This is a genomic window from Rhodococcus sp. IC4_135 (genome assembly GCF_011602025.1).
GTDB classification, from domain to species: domain Bacteria; phylum Actinomycetota; class Actinomycetes; order Mycobacteriales; family Mycobacteriaceae; genus Rhodococcus_F; species Rhodococcus_F baikonurensis.
Genome location: NZ_JAAOLG010000002.1, coordinates 299,239 through 316,350 on the forward strand (window position 1 = coordinate 299,239; position 17,112 = coordinate 316,350).

Annotated in this window: 17 protein-coding genes; 6 read left to right on the plus strand and 11 right to left on the minus strand. The window is 63.0% G+C overall.

Features of this window, described 5'->3' with window-relative positions; genetic code table 11:
- Positions 1-14 precede the first annotated feature (14 nt).
- The 3 genes from G8767_RS06200 to mqo form a co-directional block, all read right to left on the minus strand.
- Positions 15-1,979 carry a magnesium chelatase subunit D family protein gene (locus G8767_RS06200; protein ID WP_346842961.1) on the minus strand — a complete coding sequence of 655 codons (1,965 nt, stop codon included), beginning with the start codon at positions 1,977-1,979 and terminating at the stop codon, positions 15-17.
- A gap of 224 nt (positions 1,980-2,203) precedes the next feature.
- A complete protein-coding gene (locus G8767_RS06205; RefSeq protein WP_003942808.1) occupies positions 2,204-2,680 on the minus strand; it encodes a GNAT family N-acetyltransferase in 477 nt (158 codons plus the stop codon).
- A gap of 11 nt (positions 2,681-2,691) precedes the next feature.
- A complete protein-coding gene (gene mqo / locus G8767_RS06210; RefSeq protein ID WP_003942820.1) occupies positions 2,692-4,230 on the minus strand; it encodes a malate dehydrogenase (quinone) in 1,539 nt (512 codons plus the stop codon).
- Between the two features lie 146 nt (positions 4,231-4,376).
- On the opposite strand from mqo, the gene G8767_RS06215 reads away from it, so the two are divergent.
- Positions 4,377-5,426, plus strand: a complete 1,050-nt coding sequence (locus tag G8767_RS06215) for an alpha/beta hydrolase (protein ID WP_166809628.1) — start codon at positions 4,377-4,379, stop codon at positions 5,424-5,426.
- Positions 5,423-6,799, plus strand: coding sequence for a mycothione reductase (gene mtr / locus G8767_RS06220; RefSeq protein ID WP_020969385.1), 1,377 nt, complete (start codon positions 5,423-5,425; stop codon positions 6,797-6,799). Before G8767_RS06215 ends, mtr begins: the two co-directional genes overlap by 4 nt.
- A 78-nt stretch (positions 6,800-6,877) precedes the next feature.
- Here mtr and G8767_RS06225 read toward each other — a convergent pair whose 3' ends face one another.
- Positions 6,878-7,423 (minus strand): hypothetical protein, encoded by a 546-nt coding sequence (locus tag G8767_RS06225; protein ID WP_003942671.1) that lies wholly within the window; start codon positions 7,421-7,423, stop codon positions 6,878-6,880.
- Positions 7,424-7,666: 243 nt separating this feature from the next.
- Positions 7,667-8,368: a TetR/AcrR family transcriptional regulator gene (locus G8767_RS06230; protein ID WP_240951948.1), complete on the minus strand. Its 702-nt coding sequence runs from the start codon at positions 8,366-8,368 to the stop codon at positions 7,667-7,669.
- Positions 8,369-8,394: 26 nt separating this feature from the next.
- Here G8767_RS06230 and G8767_RS06235 point away from each other — a divergent pair, with 26 nt between their 5' ends.
- Together G8767_RS06235 and G8767_RS06240 are read left to right on the plus strand one after the other, a co-directional pair.
- The gene (locus G8767_RS06235) at positions 8,395-9,540 is read left to right on the plus strand and encodes a hypothetical protein (protein ID WP_166809629.1); all 1,146 of its coding nucleotides are present in this window, start codon (positions 8,395-8,397) and stop codon (positions 9,538-9,540) included.
- Entirely contained in the window at positions 9,533-10,564 is a 1,032-nt protein-coding gene (locus G8767_RS06240; RefSeq protein WP_166809630.1) for a phosphotransferase family protein, read from the plus strand. Before G8767_RS06235 ends, G8767_RS06240 begins: the two co-directional genes overlap by 8 nt.
- 34 nt (positions 10,565-10,598) lie before the next feature.
- Here the strand turns inward: G8767_RS06240 and G8767_RS06245 are convergent, their stop codons facing one another.
- The 3 genes from G8767_RS06245 to G8767_RS06255 are packed head-to-tail and all read right to left on the minus strand — an operon-like array spanning position 10,599 to position 12,531.
- Entirely contained in the window at positions 10,599-11,405 is an 807-nt protein-coding gene (locus G8767_RS06245; RefSeq protein WP_166809631.1) for an enoyl-CoA hydratase-related protein, read from the minus strand.
- Positions 11,402-12,019: a TetR/AcrR family transcriptional regulator gene (locus G8767_RS06250; protein WP_253252882.1), complete on the minus strand. Its 618-nt coding sequence runs from the start codon at positions 12,017-12,019 to the stop codon at positions 11,402-11,404. Before G8767_RS06250 ends, G8767_RS06245 begins: the two co-directional genes overlap by 4 nt.
- A 50-nt stretch (positions 12,020-12,069) precedes the next feature.
- The gene (locus tag G8767_RS06255) at positions 12,070-12,531 is read right to left on the minus strand and encodes a PPOX class F420-dependent oxidoreductase (RefSeq protein ID WP_124566266.1); all 462 of its coding nucleotides are present in this window, start codon (positions 12,529-12,531) and stop codon (positions 12,070-12,072) included.
- 121 nt (positions 12,532-12,652) lie between these two features.
- Between G8767_RS06255 and G8767_RS06260 the strand changes: the two genes are divergently transcribed.
- Both G8767_RS06260 and G8767_RS06265 read left to right on the plus strand, forming a co-directional pair.
- The gene (locus G8767_RS06260) at positions 12,653-13,522 is read left to right on the plus strand and encodes a PhzF family phenazine biosynthesis isomerase (protein WP_240951950.1); all 870 of its coding nucleotides are present in this window, start codon (positions 12,653-12,655) and stop codon (positions 13,520-13,522) included.
- An 88-nt stretch (positions 13,523-13,610) separates the two neighbouring features.
- Positions 13,611-14,036 (plus strand): DUF6069 family protein, encoded by a 426-nt coding sequence (locus tag G8767_RS06265; RefSeq protein WP_166809633.1) that lies wholly within the window; start codon positions 13,611-13,613, stop codon positions 14,034-14,036.
- Here the strand turns inward: G8767_RS06265 and G8767_RS06270 are convergent.
- From G8767_RS06270 to G8767_RS06280, 3 genes are all read right to left on the minus strand, one after another.
- Positions 14,033-14,866: a GAF and ANTAR domain-containing protein gene (locus G8767_RS06270; RefSeq protein ID WP_166809634.1), complete on the minus strand. Its 834-nt coding sequence runs from the start codon at positions 14,864-14,866 to the stop codon at positions 14,033-14,035. The two genes, G8767_RS06265 and G8767_RS06270, sit on opposite strands and share 4 nt — an antisense overlap.
- Before the next feature lie 76 nt (positions 14,867-14,942).
- A complete protein-coding gene (locus G8767_RS06275; protein WP_021333021.1) occupies positions 14,943-15,512 on the minus strand; it encodes an RNA polymerase sigma factor in 570 nt (189 codons plus the stop codon).
- Between the two features lie 84 nt (positions 15,513-15,596).
- Positions 15,597-17,108, minus strand: a complete 1,512-nt coding sequence (locus G8767_RS06280; protein WP_166809635.1) for a cobyric acid synthase — start codon at positions 17,106-17,108, stop codon at positions 15,597-15,599.
- Positions 17,109-17,112 lie beyond the last annotated feature (4 nt).

The window sequence follows — 17,112 nt, forward strand, 5'->3', positions numbered from 1 at the left end:
TCCTGAGCTGGGATCTAGGCTGCGGCGCGGACGACACCCGCGACCTGCTGCGCTGACAATTCGGCGAGGCGGACGTATCCGCCACGTAGTTCTCGGGCCAACTCGGCGGCCAACCCCAGACGCACGAGGCCGGTCTCGCAATCGACGACGATGGACGCGACGGACGCGTCGGCAAGAAGGTGCGCGGCGACGCGGGCGCGATGCAGCGCATCCTTGCCGCCGGTAGCCCGGCCGTCCGTGAGCGTGACGACGAGGGCGCGACGCTGCGGATCACGAAGGCGCTCACGCAGAACCACCTCACGGGCACGCAGGAATCCCTCTGCGAGTGGCGATTTGCCGCCGGTACGCATGGACTGCAGACGACGAACAGCGATGTCCACCGACGACGTCGGCGGCAGTACGAGCTCGGCCTCGCGACCACGGACCGTGATGACGGCGACCTTGTCGCGGCGCTGATAAGCGTCGCGCAGCAGCGACACAACCGCACCGGTGACCGCTGAGAGCCGATCGCGTGCCGCCATCGACCCCGAGGCGTCCACAACGAAGACGATCAGATTGCCTTCTCGCCCTTCACGAATCGCGCCGCGGAGATCAGCAGGTGCCAGCCGCAGCCGTCCAGCAGTGCGACCGCGCGCAACTTGGGACTCGGCTGCGGCGAAGACCGTGCTCGTCAGATGCAACCCGTGACCACGCTCCCGGGTGGATCGCACGACCCGTCCGCGGGACGACATGGACCGCGAGCGGCGTCCCGGTGCACCTTCACCGACTCCCGGAACTTCGAGGAGCTTGGCCTTGAACTCGCCGGCCGGTGGTGCCGAAGGTCGATCGGTGGCGCGTACTCCCCCACCAGGTCCGTCAGGGTCTTCCGGGCCGTCGTCGTCCGGACCCTCGTCGTCCGGACCGCCGTCTTCGGGGCCACCATCTTCCGGGCCACGGTCTTCGTCAGGGCCACGGTCTTCGGGACTCTCGGGAGGTTCGGGCTCTCCGTCGCGCGCGTCGTCCTCGACCTGAGACTGGGCGTCCTGATCAGCCTGCTCGAGTGCATCGTCCAACTGCTGCTGGTCCAAGCCCGGCTCGTCGAACGGATCACGGCGGCGGCGATGCGGCAGCGTCAGTTCCGCCGCTACCCGCACGTCCTCCGCAGTGACCTCAGTGTCGCCTCGCCACGCGGCGTGGGCGGTCGCGGTGCGCGCGAGCACCAAGTCGGCGCGCATTCCGTCGACGTCGAACGACGCACACAGTGAGGCGATACGACGCAGCTCGCGGTTGCTCAGCTCGACCGAGTCCAGTTTCTCACGCGCCGTGAGGATTTCGGCTGCCAACTCGTGATCGGCTGATTCGTACCGAGCGACAAATGCCTCGGGGTCACGCTCGTAGTCGAGGCGGCGACGCACCACTTCCATGCGCACGTCGACGTCGCGGGAAGCTGCGACGTCGACAGCCAGACCGAATCGGTCCAACAACTGCGGACGTAGTTCTCCCTCTTCGGGATTCATCGTGCCGACGAGTACGAACTTGGCCGGGTGCGAATGGGAGATGCCGTCACGCTCGATGTGGACCCGGCCCATCGCCGCGGCGTCGAGAAGCACGTCGACCAGGTGGTCGTGAAGCAGATTCACCTCGTCGACGTACAGAACACCCTGGTGAGCAGCGGCAAGCAGGCCCGGTTGGAAAGCGCGCTCACCGTCACGGAGAACTTTCTCGAGGTCGATCGAGCCGATAACTCGGTCTTCGGTGGCGCCGACGGGCAGTTCCACCAAGCGGGCCGGTCGCATCGTTCCGGCGTCGTCGACCGCGGGCAGCAGCGCAGTCAGCGCGCGCACGACCGTCGACTTGGCAGTTCCCTTCTCACCGCGGACCAGGACTCCACCGATCCCCGGATGTACCGCACACAGGATCAGCGCCAATCGCAATTGATCCTGGCCGACCACAGCACTGAACGGGAAGCCCGCCACTGGTCGATCTTCTTCACTTCGCACGTCGATATCCCTCCACCTCTCGGTTTCCTCGCCGAGAATTTGGCTGCACTCGAATGTCGCGGCAACCTGGCTGAGATCTCCCGGTCAATCGGTAGAGGAGAGATCTTTCACAGTGGCGGGACCGCGCCTGGATCGAACAGGACTTCCCCGCGAGCATTCGGTATCGAAAAAACCCTAGTCGGCTCACTTTCCCATGAGCCGACCAGGGTCAAATCTCCGACGAACTAGCTGACAGCCACGAAAGGCTCTCCCCCACCACGACGCATCGGGGTGTGCGGGATGCCGTCTTCGATGAACTCTTCGCCGTCGGCCTTGAATCCGTGCTTGGCGTACATCTCGACCAGGTAGGTCTGCGCGTTGATCCGACACGGCGCTTCGCCGACCTCGGCCAGCGCAGCCTGCAGGAGGCGGGTCGTATGCCCCTGTCCACGAGCCTGACGCGACGTGCAGAGACGCCCGATTCGGAAACTCTTGTTTCCGTCGTCGTGCTCTTCGAGCAGACGGAGTGTGCACACCACCTGGCCGTCCTGCTCGAGCCAGAAGTGGCGGGTTTCCGTCAGCAGGTCCCGCCCGTCCAACTCGGGATACGGGCAGGCCTGCTCGACGACAAAGACCTCCACTCGAAGCTTCAACAACTCGTAGAAGGTCTTGTTGTCGAGGTCGAGTGCCCATGAACGCTTCAAAGCTGCTGTTGCCGTCATGGGTTGGACTATCACACAGTCGCGGCGGTATCCGCGACCGGAGCCGATTCGGAAGCACCGGCAGAATCGAGCTCGAGAACCTTCGAGGACCAATCCCAGACCTGGTTGAACAGGCCTTCGTTGTCAGTGAGTTTGACGCCGATGGACGGAACCATCTCGCGAAGCTTGCCCTTCCAACCCTGGAACTCGGTCGGGAAGCAACGCTCGAGCACGTCCAGCATCGCCGGAACGGCCGTCGACGCACCAGGCGAAGCACCGAGCAGGCCGGCGATGGAACCGTCCTCAGCGGCGACCACAGCGGTGCCGAATTCGAGAACACCACCCTTGCCCTTGGCCCGGCGGATCACCTGGACACGCTGGCCGGCGGTGATGAGTTCCCAGTCCTGCGCCTGCGCCTTGGGCGCGAATTCACGCAGATCCCAGATGCGACCGGCTTCGTTCTTGGCGAGCTCGCTGACCAGGTACTTGACCAGGCCGAGCTCGCTGACACCGACGCCGAGCATCGAGAGGATGTTGTTCGGCTTGACCGAGCCGGGCAGGTCCGTGACGCGACCCTGCTTGAGGAACTTCGGCGACCAACCGGCGTACGGGCCGAACAGCAGACCCGGCTTGTTGCCGATGACACGGGTGTCGAGGTGAGGCACCGACATGGGCGGGGCGCCGACAGCAGCCTTGCCGTAGACCTTGGCGCTGTGCTGGTCGATGAGTTCGGGGTTGGTGCAGCGCAGGAAAGCGCCGCTGACCGGGAAGCCGCCGAAGCCCTTGGCTTCCTTGATGCCCGACTTCTGCAGCAGGTGCAGGGCGCCGCCACCGGCACCGACGAACACGAAGCGCGAGCGAACGGTGCGCTTTTCACCGGTACGACGGTTGGTGACCTTGACGGTCCAGGACTTGTCCGAGTTCTGGGTCAGGTTGGTGACCTCGTGGCCGAAGTACATCTTGCCGCCGGTCTTACCGATGTAGCCGATGAGCTGCTTGGTGAGCGCTCCGAAATCGACGTCGGTGCCGTCCTGGCTCCAGTTCAGGGCGATGGGATCCGAGAAGTCGCGTCCCTTGGCCATGAGTGGCAAACGCTTGCTGAACTCGGCCGGATCGTCGATGTATTCCATGCCGCGGAAGAGCGTGTGGCCGGCAAGTGCGTCGTAGCGAGCACGCAAGTACTTGGCGTTGGCCTCACCGTGAACGAAGCTCACGTGTGCGATGGGGTTGATGAATTCCTTGGGCTGAGTCAGGACGCCCTGCTCGACCGCGTGTGCCCAGAACTGGCGGGACACCTGGAACTGCTCGTTGACGTTGACGGCCTTCTTGATGTCGACCGTGCCGTCCGAGTTCTCCGGGGTGTAATTGAGCTCACACAGGGCGGAGTGACCGGTTCCCGCGTTGTTCCAGGGGTCGCTGCTCTCGGCTGCGACGGCATCGAGCCGCTCGAAGGTCGAGATCGACCAATCGGGCTGCAGCTGGCGCAGCAATGCGCCCAGCGTGGCGCTCATGATGCCTGCGCCCACGAGCACTACATCCGTCTTCGTCTCTACCGCGTTCTGATTCGACACTGGAGAATCGACTTCCTTGTCATTAGCCGTGCGCGCATCCGCCTGCTGTGTTACGCCGAATAGGTTACCCGTGCGTACTCGCGCGGTTCACCACCCCCAATTGTGCTCTACAACGCGCACCCGAAACGACGATTAGATTGTGATTTGTGACTACTTGGGTTCCAGACGTCCTCGGTGACGGATATCAGCAGCTGACGATCCCCCTCGGAACGGATCCGGACGGCGAAGGCGAGGTGGACGCAACACTGGTCCGCTACCAACCGCAGAAGGAGGCGGTGAAGACACGTCGTGCCGTCTTGTACGTGCACGGCTTCACCGACTACTTCTTCCAGAAGCACCTGGCCGAGCATTTCGCCGAACAGGGTTACGCGTTCTTCGCACTCGATCTGCGTAAATGCGGGCGCTCCCTCAAGCCGGGGCACACAGCTCATTACGTCTCCGACCTTGCGCTCTACGACGCCGAACTGAACGAAGCGCTGCGCATCGTCCGCAGCGAGACCGAGGGCAGCGAGGTGTTGCTCATGGCGCACTCCACCGGCGGTCTGATCGTTCCGCTCTGGCTGAACCGTTTGCAGCGCAAGCCCGGTGGCAGCGCCGGAGCCGGAATCTGCGGGCTGGTCCTCAACAGCCCGTGGTTCGACCTTCAGGGGCCTTCGGTAGTTCGCAACGTCGGCACTACAGCGATCGACGCCCTCGGACGAGTGTCGGCAAAGACCGTGATCCCGGGAACGGGACTACCGACTTACGGTTCCAGTCTTCATGTTTCGGCCAACGGTGTCTGGGATTACAACCTCGATTGGAAGCCACTGGCCGGCTGCCCCGTCACCTTCGGGTGGATGCGCGCGGTTCGAGCGGGTCACGCGAAACTTCACCGCGGCCTCGACATCGGAGTGCCTGCGCTGATCCTGCGCTCGAAGAAGTCGCAGTTCGCGAAGGCGTACAACCCGAGCGTCGACCTCGCCGATTCCGTTCTCGACGTCAAACAGATCGCACGCTGGGCGGGGTGCCTCGGCGATCGCACCACCATCGTCCCGATCGACGGCGCCCGTCACGACGTGTTTCTTTCGACCGAGAAGCCCTTGGCCACAGCCTTTTCCGAACTCGACCTGTGGTTGGAGTGGCTCGACGGCCACCTCACCCCCACCGCAGAAAGTTCGGCAAGCACAGCAAGCAACACACAGGAGATCGCGCAGTGACGCACTACGACCTTGCAATCATCGGCAGCGGATCCGGAAACTCGCTGCCCGACGAGCGGTTCGACGGCAAGAAGATCGCAATCCTCGAAGAGGGCACCTTCGGCGGAACGTGCCTCAATGTCGGGTGTATCCCGACCAAGATGTTCGTCTACGCCGCCGAGGTGGCACGCACCATCACCACTGCCGAGAAGTACGGCGTCGACGCCACGCTCGACGGCGTCCGTTGGTCCGACATCGTCAAGCGCGTCTTCGGCCGCATCGATCCCATTTCTGCAGGTGGAGAGCGGTACCGCAGCGAAGACAGCCCCAACACCACCGTCTATCGCGGCCACGCCACGTTCACCGGCGACAAGACGATCGACACCGGAACCGGCGAGACCATCACCGCTGACCAGGTGGTCATCGCAGCCGGTTCACGTCCGATCATCCCGGAAGAGATCGCGTCGAGTGGTGTGAAGTACTACACCAACGAAGACATCATGCGACTGCCGGAACTCCCTGAACACCTCGTGATCGTAGGCTCCGGATTCATCGCCACCGAATTCGCACACGTGTTCTCCGCGTTAGGTTCTCGCGTGTCGATCATCGGTCGCAGCCAGCGACTGCTAAGGCACCTCGACGACGAGATATCCGAGCGCTTCACCGAGTTGGCCGAACAGAAGTGGGACGTCCATCTGGGCTCCCCCCTCACGTCGGTACGCGGCGACGGCGACAACATCGCCGTCGAACTGGCAAACGGCACAGTCGTTTCCGGTGACGTCCTCCTTGTCGCGGTGGGTCGGCAGCCCAACGGCGATCTACTCGGCCTCGACAAGGCCGGAGTCGAACTCGACGACAAGGGCTCGATCGTGGTCGACGAATACCAACGCACCACCGCCGAGGGTGTCTTCGCGCTCGGTGACGTCTCCTCGCCGTACCAACTCAAGCACGTCGCCAATCACGAAGCGCGAGTCGTTCAGCACAACCTGCTCCAGGACGCCTGGAAGGACACGTCCGGGCTTCGCAGCACCGATCACCGCTTCGTACCCGCTGCAGTGTTCACCGACCCGCAGATCGCCGATGTCGGAATGACCGAGAAGCAGGCTCGCGACGCCGGACTCGACATCACGGTCAAGGTGCAGGCATACGGCGACGTCGCGTACGGCTGGGCGATGGAAGATCAGGAGGGCATCTGCAAGGTGATCGCCGAGCGCGGCACCGGACGCATCCTCGGCGCCCACGTCATGGGTACGCAGGCCCCGACCGTCATCCAGCCGCTCATCCAGGCGATGAGCTTCGGTTTGTCAGCTCAGGACATGGCCCGCGGCCAGTACTGGATCCACCCGGCCCTGGCCGAAGTAGTCGAGAACGCGCTGCTCGGCCTCGACATCTGACCACGACCAACCCGCATGACGCCGAAAAGGCGGGCACTCCGCATAGTGGGAGTGCCCGCCTTGTCGTAGGTCAGAGTGTCACCAGGGGCTGGTACGCAGCACGATCTCGGTTGCGAGTTCGGCCGGTGCCGACTTCACGACGTCGTCGACACCCGGAAGTTCCGTCACGCGAAAGTCGGAGTACACGAAACGACCACTGGCGTCGGCGATGGCCCGTCCTCCACTGCCCACGACGACGGTGGTCGGAACCTCGACCGGCGGAACGCCGGCAATATCGCTCGCCGACGGGTGACCACGGTCCACGGCGATCAAACTCGCGAAGCGGCCGAACTGACGTGCAGCCAACAGCCACGCGAGATCGGCGCCCTCCCGGTGACCGACCAGATTCACCCAGGCGATGTTCAACTCGTCCAGCAGTACCACTGCCGAGGTCTCGTCGAGATTCTCGATCGATTCCACCGCGACGGTCCGCAGATCCGAATGATGCAGTCGCTCACACACATCGTCGTACAAGTCGACGGGGTCGCCCTTGCCGGGGAGCAGGAGTACCGCATGCTTGCTGACCGGCCCGTCGATCCGAACGGTGCACGAACCACTGCCCACCGCTACTCGAGTCAATTCCATGTCTGGAAACGGTACGCGATCCACACTGTGGAGGACCCTGGAGTCGACAGAAGTATGACCACTCATACATTCACACCACCGCTGCGAGCCCGATTTGTTCGCTCTGCACCCCCTCGTTACCCCCTCCCTTCCGAGCGAAAGTGGCTTTCGGCGCATCTGAGGCGACCGATGTACCGTTCGCTCGGGTGGGGGTGGGCCGAAGCCCCGGTCGACTGACCAGGCGAACAGCCTCGGTTCAGCTGGTCATCGACGTGCCTCGGCACCGGCGGCCGTGAGAAGCAGAACCAGTGCGTCCGCAGTGCGCGCGCAGAACGCGTCACCGTCGGCGAGGCCACTCGTGAGGCCCCGCACGATGGTGGTTGCAACGAGAATGTCGAAGGCCACATCGGCGGTCGACACGATTTCCGCGTCGGCCCGCTCGGGAAATTCGACACGCACGCGCTCGGCGAGCGCGAGCCGGGCCGGGTCTTCCGATCTCCGAACCAGTTGTTCGTAGGCGCCGTCTTCTTGATGGTAGGCCGACAGCAGGCCGGGAATCGCTGCGCGCGTTGCCGGTTCGGCAACTCTCGCGAGGAACCATCTCGTCCAGGCCTGCATGTCGTCACGCAAATTCGACGTGGTCACCGGTAGCGCCGCATCCTGCATTCCGAAGACCGCATCCTCGATGATGGATTCCTTGGTCGCCCAGCGCCGATAAATTGCGGCAGTGCCCAGTTCGGCCCTTCGCGCGATGGCTGTGATCGTGGTCTTCTGGTAACCCTGCTCCGCCAGCAACTCGCGGGCGGCGGTGAGGATGGCGTCGTCCACCTGCGGATCTCGAGGGCGCCCCACTCCGACGGTGCCGATACGTCGATCCTTGCGTTGGTCCACAACTGCGGACAGTACCCGACCGGTTTCGCCGAAAACCATTACGTTGCGTAGCGCTCCGTAATAGATTGTGGGCATCCACCCCGTTGACAGAAGGACCTACCGTGATCACACCGCACGACGAACTACTCATTCATCAACTCCCGACGACACTCGACCACGTCTCGCAAAGTGACCTGCGCTGGACCGAACGCATCGTGATGTACGGCTTCGACAAAACGGGCGAGATCAGCATCATGACGGGGCTGGCCAAATACCCGAACCGCAACGTCCTCGACGCCTACGCGATGGTGACGCGCAAGGGTGAGGAAGCCCGCGTGGTGCGCCTGTCCACCGAGTTGAACCCTCAGACCGGAGGACTGGCAGCGTGGAGTGTGGGGCCGTACACCTATGAAATCGTCGAACCACTCCGCCAGGTACGTTCCACGGTCGACGCAAACGAACACGGATTGAGCCTGCAACTCGACTTCCACGGCGACTTCCCGGTGTACGAGCAGACGGCAGCGTTCCATCGCACGCGCGGCCGCGTTCGCGAAGACGCCCGACGCTTCTACCAGAACGGCACCATCACGGGTTGGATCGAAATCGACGGCACCCGCATCGACATCGATCCGGACAACTGGTGGTTCGGCCGCGATCACTCGTGGGGCGTACGACACGGCGGTGGCGGCGGCAGTCTGTCCGAGGGCGCGAACCTGCAGCCGTCCGAGGTTCCGGACGGAGTCCTCTATTACATGGGGATATTCCAATTCGACGACGAGGTAGTGCATTTCGCGCAGCGCGAAACCAGCACCGGCGCGCGCTGGCAGTTCGAGGGCGAGGTGCTCTTTCCGATCGGTTCCGGCAAGGACGCGCTACCGATCGTCGACGTCGAGCACGACCTGAAATTCCGTGACGACATGCGGGTGGTCGAATCCGGCACTTTCACCGTGCACCGAGCGGACCGGACCACCGACGTGATCGAGGTGAATCCAGTGTGCGATTTCTGGCCCGGACTGGCCGGTTACGACGAGTACCGGGGGTACGCCTCCGGCATGTACCGCGGCAAGGACTTCAGCGACAGCTTCACCGTCGACATCACGAACCTCGATGAAATCCGGCAGGTGAGCATGCTCAGCGAGACGCTGTGCGAGGTCCGCATGGGAGACAAAGTCGGATACGGGCTCGTGGAAATGGTCTTCATGGGCGTGAATCCCCGCTACGGGTACACCGATTGGAGCAACACACGGACAGGTACGAACAATGACTGACCGAACAGCCGCAGAAGACATCGCACCCGCCCTTGAACCACTTGTCCGGGAGCACATTCCGGGTACTCGAGGCGCCAAGATCGTCAACTTCAAGCGCACCGAACGCGGATTCTCGACGGAGACATACCTGTTCGACCTCGATGGTGCCACTGGCGAGTCGAGTGGTTTTGTTTTCCGGCGTCCACCGGAGGTTTCGCTGTTCCCCGACTACGGTCTCCGCCGCCAGTTCCTCGTGACACAAAGGCTCGCGAAGTCCGACCTCGCAGTCCCCCACGTTCGGTGGATCGACAGCGGTGACAACCCACTCGGCAGCCCCTACTACGTCATGGACCGCATCGGTAATGCCGAGGCGCCCAGCGACTTTCCGTCGTATCACAGTGCCGGAACATACTTCGACGCCGACGAGGCAGGCCGAGCGAAGATGTGGTGGGGATGCGTCGAGACGATTGCGCAGATTCATCGCTTGGACCCGGACAAGCTCGAACTCGGATTCCTCTCCTACCCCAAGTTCGGCACCCATCCGGTCGAACAGGCGGTGAACTACCTCGACTGGGCCGTTCGTTGGGCATCGCCGGACCTACCGCCGATATTCGACAAAGCACTGGCCTGGCTGAGGGAGAACATCTACCAACCCGAACACGTGACACTGTGCTGGGGCGATGCCCGGATGTCGAACATCCTCTACGGCCCGGACCAGTCGATCGCCGGGGTTCTCGATTGGGAGATGGCCTACCTCGGCGATCACGAGGCAGACCTCGCCTGGCTGTTGTTTCTCGATTGGGCGTGTAGCGAATTCGAGGGACACACACCTTTGCGAGGCACTCCCAGCCGAGAAGAGACCATCGCCCGCTACGAAGAACTGACCGGCTGGAGGGTCGAGAACCTTGTGTTCAACGAGGTACTGGCTGCGGTTCTGCTCGCTGTTCCGCTCCTGCGCCTGTCCACACATCTTAAACTCGGCGAACATACGGATATCACCGCGTTCTGCAAGCATCGTCTCGAACAGTTGCTGCGAGACGCGTAGTCGTCCGCGTGTGATTTTCCGCAAGGCTCCCGAATCATTCCGACGGGATTTCCTGCCACTCGGCGGAAAGATTCGAAACCCATCGAGGTGTGCGCCGTTCCATGAAGGCTCGAACCCCTTCCACCGCGTCCGGCTTCCCCATGACGCGTAGATGCAGGTCCGTTTCGATGGCCGCCACCGTCTCTGGTCGACAGCTGCTGCTCTGGCTCTGCCAGAGTAGTCGCTTCGAGAGTGCCACCGACATCGGTGCAGTGTTCGTCGCAATGTCTCGGGCGATCACCAACGCCGCCGAAAGCACTTCGTCAGCGGGCAGGCAACGGCTACCCAATCCGAGCGCGATTGCCTCGGCTCCGTCGAACGTCCTCCCAGTCAAAAGGATGTCGGCGGCCACAGCCATTCCGGCGATGCGCGGAATCGTCCAATGCGCCATCGCATCCGGCAATACACCGAGGCGAACCTGCGGTATTGCATACTTGGCGTCTGCTGCAAAGATTCTGATATCGGCCTGCATCGCGATGGTGAGGCCGATTCCGATCGCATGTCCGTTCACCGCTGCGATGACCGGCTTTCGCAACTCGAACGCCGGCGGATCCACCGGTGATGACGAAAACTGCTCACCGTCAGGTGAATCGAAGGTGCCGGCGCCGTCGCCAAGATCTGCACCCGCGCAGAATGCTGGTGGCGCACCGGTCAGCACGATCACGCGAACGGAATCGTCTTCGTCGAGCTTTCGGTACGCCTGCCCCAATTCTCGACCCATGTGCTTGTTGAAGGCATTCCGTTTGTCAGGCCTGTCGAGGGTCACGACGGCAACGCCGCCGTCCACCGAAACCGAGATCATTGCCCCACCGCTTCCGTCCCGACGACGTCGGCCGGATGCGCAGCCAGGACGTACAGAGATCGTGCGAGGGCATCTACAAAGCCGTCCTGACCCTCGAGCCCACGGGTCAGCCCCTGCATTGTCGTCGTTCCGGCCAGCAGATCGAACAAGAACATCGCGTCTGCACCTGCCGGGATCTCACCACGCCTCACCGCGTCGTCCAGCAGATCCTGAAACGCTGCACGAACCGGCGCACCGATAGCCAACAGACGTTGTCGCGCCTCCGCCGTCCGCGAATCGGCAAGCAGGCCAGGAACTCCGGCCCGCGCCGCGGGTCGGGCAGCACGGACCAGGAAGATGTGCACCCACGTCGTCAGATCCACCCGCAAATCACCGGTCGACCGAGGCAGCGGATGTCCGCCGGGACCATGCACCGCTTCTTCGATCAGGGCTTCCCGTGACGACCAGCGGCGGTAGATGGCCGGCGTATTGACGCCAGCCGTCCTGGCAATCGCCGAAATGGTCGTCTGCTGATACCCGACTTCGGCCAGCAGTGTGCGAGCTGCAAGCAGCACAGCCTCGTCCTTGTCTGGGTCGCGTGGTCGTCCGATTCGGGCGGGAGACTCGGTTTTCACCATTACATGTTAACTCGTAACGTTATCTCCCTACCTGAACCAACGCAGTTTCAGGTACCGGACGGTTTGGGGAGCCTCGTCATTCCGTAGACGTGATCAGCGCGCACCGTGAGGATCTGTCGACGCTCCACAACCATTGCTTCGCGGTACTCCTCCCAATCGGGATGCTCCTGGCCGCTGATGTCCCGGTACAGCTCGACCAGTGCGTCAGACACTTCGTCGTGAGGATCGGCCGCGACGGGTGTTACCACGGCAAGTCCTTCGATCACGGCGTAGCTCCAGAAGTCGGGCGCGCTGACGTGGAGGGAAACCCGCGGATCGCGGATCGCATTTTTACTCTTGGCGCGATCGGCTGTGATGGACACCGAAGCAGTCTTCGACTCGACGTCCCAGCGGTAAATGATGTTGGACAACTGTGGGCGGCCGTCACGCTTGACGGTTGCCAGCACGCCTTGTTTTCCCTGGGCCACGAGTGCGAACAACGCTTCGGCGGTGTCTGTGTCATTGCTCATATCTGCACCAACGACGCCGTGCGGCCGGTTTGTTCCGGAGGCAGTCCAGTTCGAAGATCGCGGACCGCAATCGCGCGATGTCTCTTCCCCCGATGGACGACAGCGGACAAAGATGGTCGACATGGCAATTTCTCACGACATTCTCCGGCTGACTGCGTTCAGCTCGGATCCGGCCGGCGGCAATCCGGCCGGCGTACTGCTCGACGCCCGTGGGCTGGACGACTCCGAATTACAATCTGTTGCAGCTGAAGTCGGGTATGCAGAGACGGCGTTCCTCATCGAACCGGAACTCGGCGGCAATCCGCGTCACAGCCGGATCCGCTACTTCTCCCCCATCGCCGAAGTACCGTTCTGCGGCCATGCCACTATCGCGACGGCGATCGCGCTCACCGAGAGAGACGGCGCCGGCACCTTCACATTCGAGACGCCGATCGGACCGGTATCGATCGACACGGCGACCGACGCGGACGGCAGATCCACCGCCACCTTCACCAGCGTCGAACCGTCGGTCTCGCCGATCGATCACGCGGTGTTGACGGCACTGCTCGGGCTCATCGGCATCGATTCGTCCGCGCTGGACGTACGGTATCCCGCAATGCTCTCGTATGCCGGCAACACTCACCCGATCGTCGTACTACAAGAGCAGGCAGCTTTCGACGAGTTCACATTCGATCCCGTAGCGATGCGAACCCTGATGGACGCCCAGGGTTGGGCCGGCACGGTGACAATCCTGCATCCCCTCGACGACTCCACATTCGAAGCCCGAAATCTGTTTCCGGTGGGAAACATCGTCGAGGATCCCGCAACCGGGTCCGCAGCGGCGTCGGCCGGCGGTTACCTGCGCAAACTCGAACCCGCGGCCACTCCGCGGCGGATCACCATCCACCAGGGCCGACACGTCGGGCGTCCCAGTGTGCTCGAAGTCGACATCCCAGTCGACGGCGGTATCTCGGTCACCGGCACCGCAGTGCCCGTCGTCGACGGGCAGTAGTCAACCTCAGCGATGAGTTTCTCCCCGCCGGCGGGTCTATTCACCAGAGCGACGTCACCAGACCATCGCATCGAACCGGGAGAACACCATGTCTGCAATCACGTCAACCGCACACAACCTCCACGTCACCAAGCCACGTGCCGTACTCGGCGCCACGGTAATTGCTCTCGTCGTCAATCTGATCCTGTGGTTTATCGGCCTCGCATTGGGCGGATCCTTCGAGATGACAGATCAGGGAAAGCCGGCGAGCGTCGCGCCTGGTGGGGTCATCACATTGACGGTGGTGCCACTGCTGGTCGGTTTGTCGGTCGCAATGTTGATCTCTCTGAAGTGGGAGCCGATCATCCGCATCGCCCAGATCGTGGGTGCAGTCGTGGCGCTCGGCACCATCGCTTTGACCATTGCCGCGGACTTCGACGCCGCCAGCACGGTCATGCTCGCGCTGATGCACGTGGTTGTCGCCGCGGGCGTCGTCGTCGCGCTCGAGGCTGTACGTCGGTCCCCCTCGAACTAGACAGCGGTAGGCGGCGCCGAATACGTCTCGACGATCTCGGCTGCCACGTCGCGCAACCGGGTATTCGTCGTCTGAGACTGCTTGCGCAGCATGTGAAATGCGGTGTCGGCGTCGATCCGATGGATGGCCATCAGCATGCCTTTGGCCTGTTCGATCGGCGCCCGGGTCTCGAGCGCACGTTGCAAGGCATCAGCCACCGCCTTGGTGGACTTGAAACGAGAGAAGTCGCCGATCGCGCGTGAGACCGTTGTCGTGAGAATCTCCATGACATCCGCGTCGACGCGGTCGAATGCCGCTGAGGCGCGTCCGTACAGGTTGAACGAACCGAGTCGCTGATCCGGCGTGAAGAGCGGCGCCGCGAGAAAGGACTTGATCCCTTCGTCCTTCGCCGCCGCCGCGAACCGCGGCCAGCGTTCCGCGCTGGTCTCGGCGTCGACGACAACGGTGTCACCGGTTCGAGCGGCGTGCAGACATGGTCCGTCGCCGGCGTCGTATTGCTCGATGTCGACGCGCAAGGTTCGCGAATCGGTGTGCACGGCGGTGTAGGTCTGCCCGGCCAGATCGATGGTGACGCCGATGCTGTCGGCGCCCTCGATGGCGTCGTTCGCGATTTCGACGGCCCGCTGGAGCAGGACCACGAGTTCGTCCTCGTCACCGATACTTCCTCCGAGCGCTGCCAGCAACTCCCGGACCGCGCTTGCAGTCAGCCGAGTTTCCGCAGCCTCGACGGCGACGTCAGCACCCGTTGCCGTCGCATCGTCCGGCATTACCGACGGCACCGAATCCTCGGTTCTCGGGTCGAAGCCTCTGGGGTCGAAAGCGGTATCCACGACGAAGCATTCTTCCAGCTACCCGGGCCGTCAGGAGAGTGAGTTCGGTGACAGAACCCGTCAAACCGCCGAGTCGTCATCGCCATCGGTCGAGCGCGAGACCCAGATTCCGCCTCGCCCGAGTGTGTTGGCCACGAACCGCGTCCGGACTCAGTTCCAGGACAACTGCGATCTGTGGATACGTCATGCCCTCCACTTCCCGCAAGACCCAGGCGGCACGCTGACGCAGCGGTAGACGATCGAGTTCGGCTTCAAGAGCGTCGAGAAATGCTGTGCCGCATACTTCCTCGCTCGGATCGCGCAATCGAGTATCGACTTCGTCCCGAAGTCCGTCCACATCGGCGGCGCAGGAGCCGACTTTTCGATGGACATCCGAGATCTTGCGAGAACAGATCGCGAACAACCAGGTCTTGATGCTCGAGCGCCGCTGAAACCCCGGAAGTTGGCGCCAGGCGGCAACGCAGGTTTCCTGGACGATGTCGTCGACGTCACTCTCACTGGTGACGAGTCGACGGGCAAATCGATACAAGTGCGGGCCGTATCGGCGAACGATGACGTCGAAGGCCGCATGATCGCCGAGCATTGCCGAGTCGACCAGCACCTCGTCACTGAAGTCGGTAAGCAAGCCGTCGAATTGATCTGTCACCGCGCACACTCCTACTAGGGAGCCGTCGCGGGAGTGAGGCCTGGCTATTCTACCGCGTGCACGCCGACGCCCGCGGGAGCGCTCTCAGGCTTCGAGTGCGGAGGCAATGACGGGAAGCCCGACAGGCGCCCCACCGTTGATCAGTTTCTCGAGTAGATCCTGATCGAGGTGCTGCTCGACGAGATCAGCGAGAAGGTCGAGTTGTTGTTCTCGCACCGCGGCAACCGAGGTGTCGGGTGCAGCAACAAAACCGGGAACCGCGATCTCACGCAGCAGGCTGCGCCGAAAGTCGTCACTTTCCAGGAGACCATGCCAATGTGTCCCTCGAACAGACCCTCGCACACTGCCTTCCGGCACACCGCCCGCGTCCGCCAGCAATGGGCGGTCCCCGTTGCGCACGACGCGTCCGTGATGAATCTCGTACCCTGACACCGAGATACCGTCGGCGGAACCGGTTACCTGCGCCAGCACTTTGTCCGGAGCGAATTCGATGTCGAGGTCCAGCAGACCGAGTCCTGCGGTAATCCCTGATCCTGATTCGACGTCATCCACGATGGACGTGCCCAGCATCTGATAACCACCGCAGACTCCCAGCACGGCCTGCCCGCGACCTGCTCGGGCGATGATCTCGTCAGCCAGGCCGGTACTCCGCAACCACTCGAGGTCACTCACGGTGGACTTACTACCGGGGATCACCACGAGGTCTGCGTCGCGGATCCGCGACGGATCGGTCACCCACGAAACTGCCACGCCCGGTTCACATGCCAGCGCCTCGACATCCGTCGAGTTGGAGATGCGCGGGAGCCGAACCGCAGCAACGGTGAGCCAGGCCGAACCGACGGGTGGGCCAGGGCGCCCTACCGGGGCGTTGCCGGTGACGCCAAGCGAATCCTCGGCGTCGAGCCAAAGATCGTCGGCAAACGGGATCACTCCGAGAGTGGGTCGACCGGTGAGGCTGCGCAGTTGATCCAGTCCAGGTTCCAACAGTGCAACGTCACCGCGGAATTTGTTGATCACAAATCCCGCGATCAATGCCTGGTCGCTCGGCGAGAGCACCGCAACGGTCCCGAACAGATGGGCCAGGACGCCGCCGCGATCGATGTCACCGACGACGACGACCGGAATCTGCGCAGCCTCCGCCAACCCCATATTGGCGAGATCTGTTGCACGTAAATTGATTTCAGCCGGGGAACCCGCGCCTTCACAAATCACTACGTCGAACTCGGATCGAAGCGATTCGAGATCCTCGGCCACGACGGCGCGAAGCCACTGTCGATGCTGCATGTAGTCGCGAGCACCCACTGTGGTCATCGCCTTGCCCCGAACGACAAGTTGCGACGTCCGGTCACTGCCCGGCTTGAGCAGCACCGGATTGAACCGAACACTCGGTTCGAGCCCGCACGCTCGTGCTTGAAGAGCCTGCGCACGGCCGATCTCTCCGCCGTCGAGCGTGACCACGGAATTGTTCGACATGTTCTGTGCCTTGAACGGCGCAACTCTGACGCCTCGACGCGCCAGCATGCGGCACAGTCCGGCCACCAGAACGCTCTTGCCGGCGTCGGATGTCGTGCCCGCCACCAGCAGAGCGCCGCGCATCTCC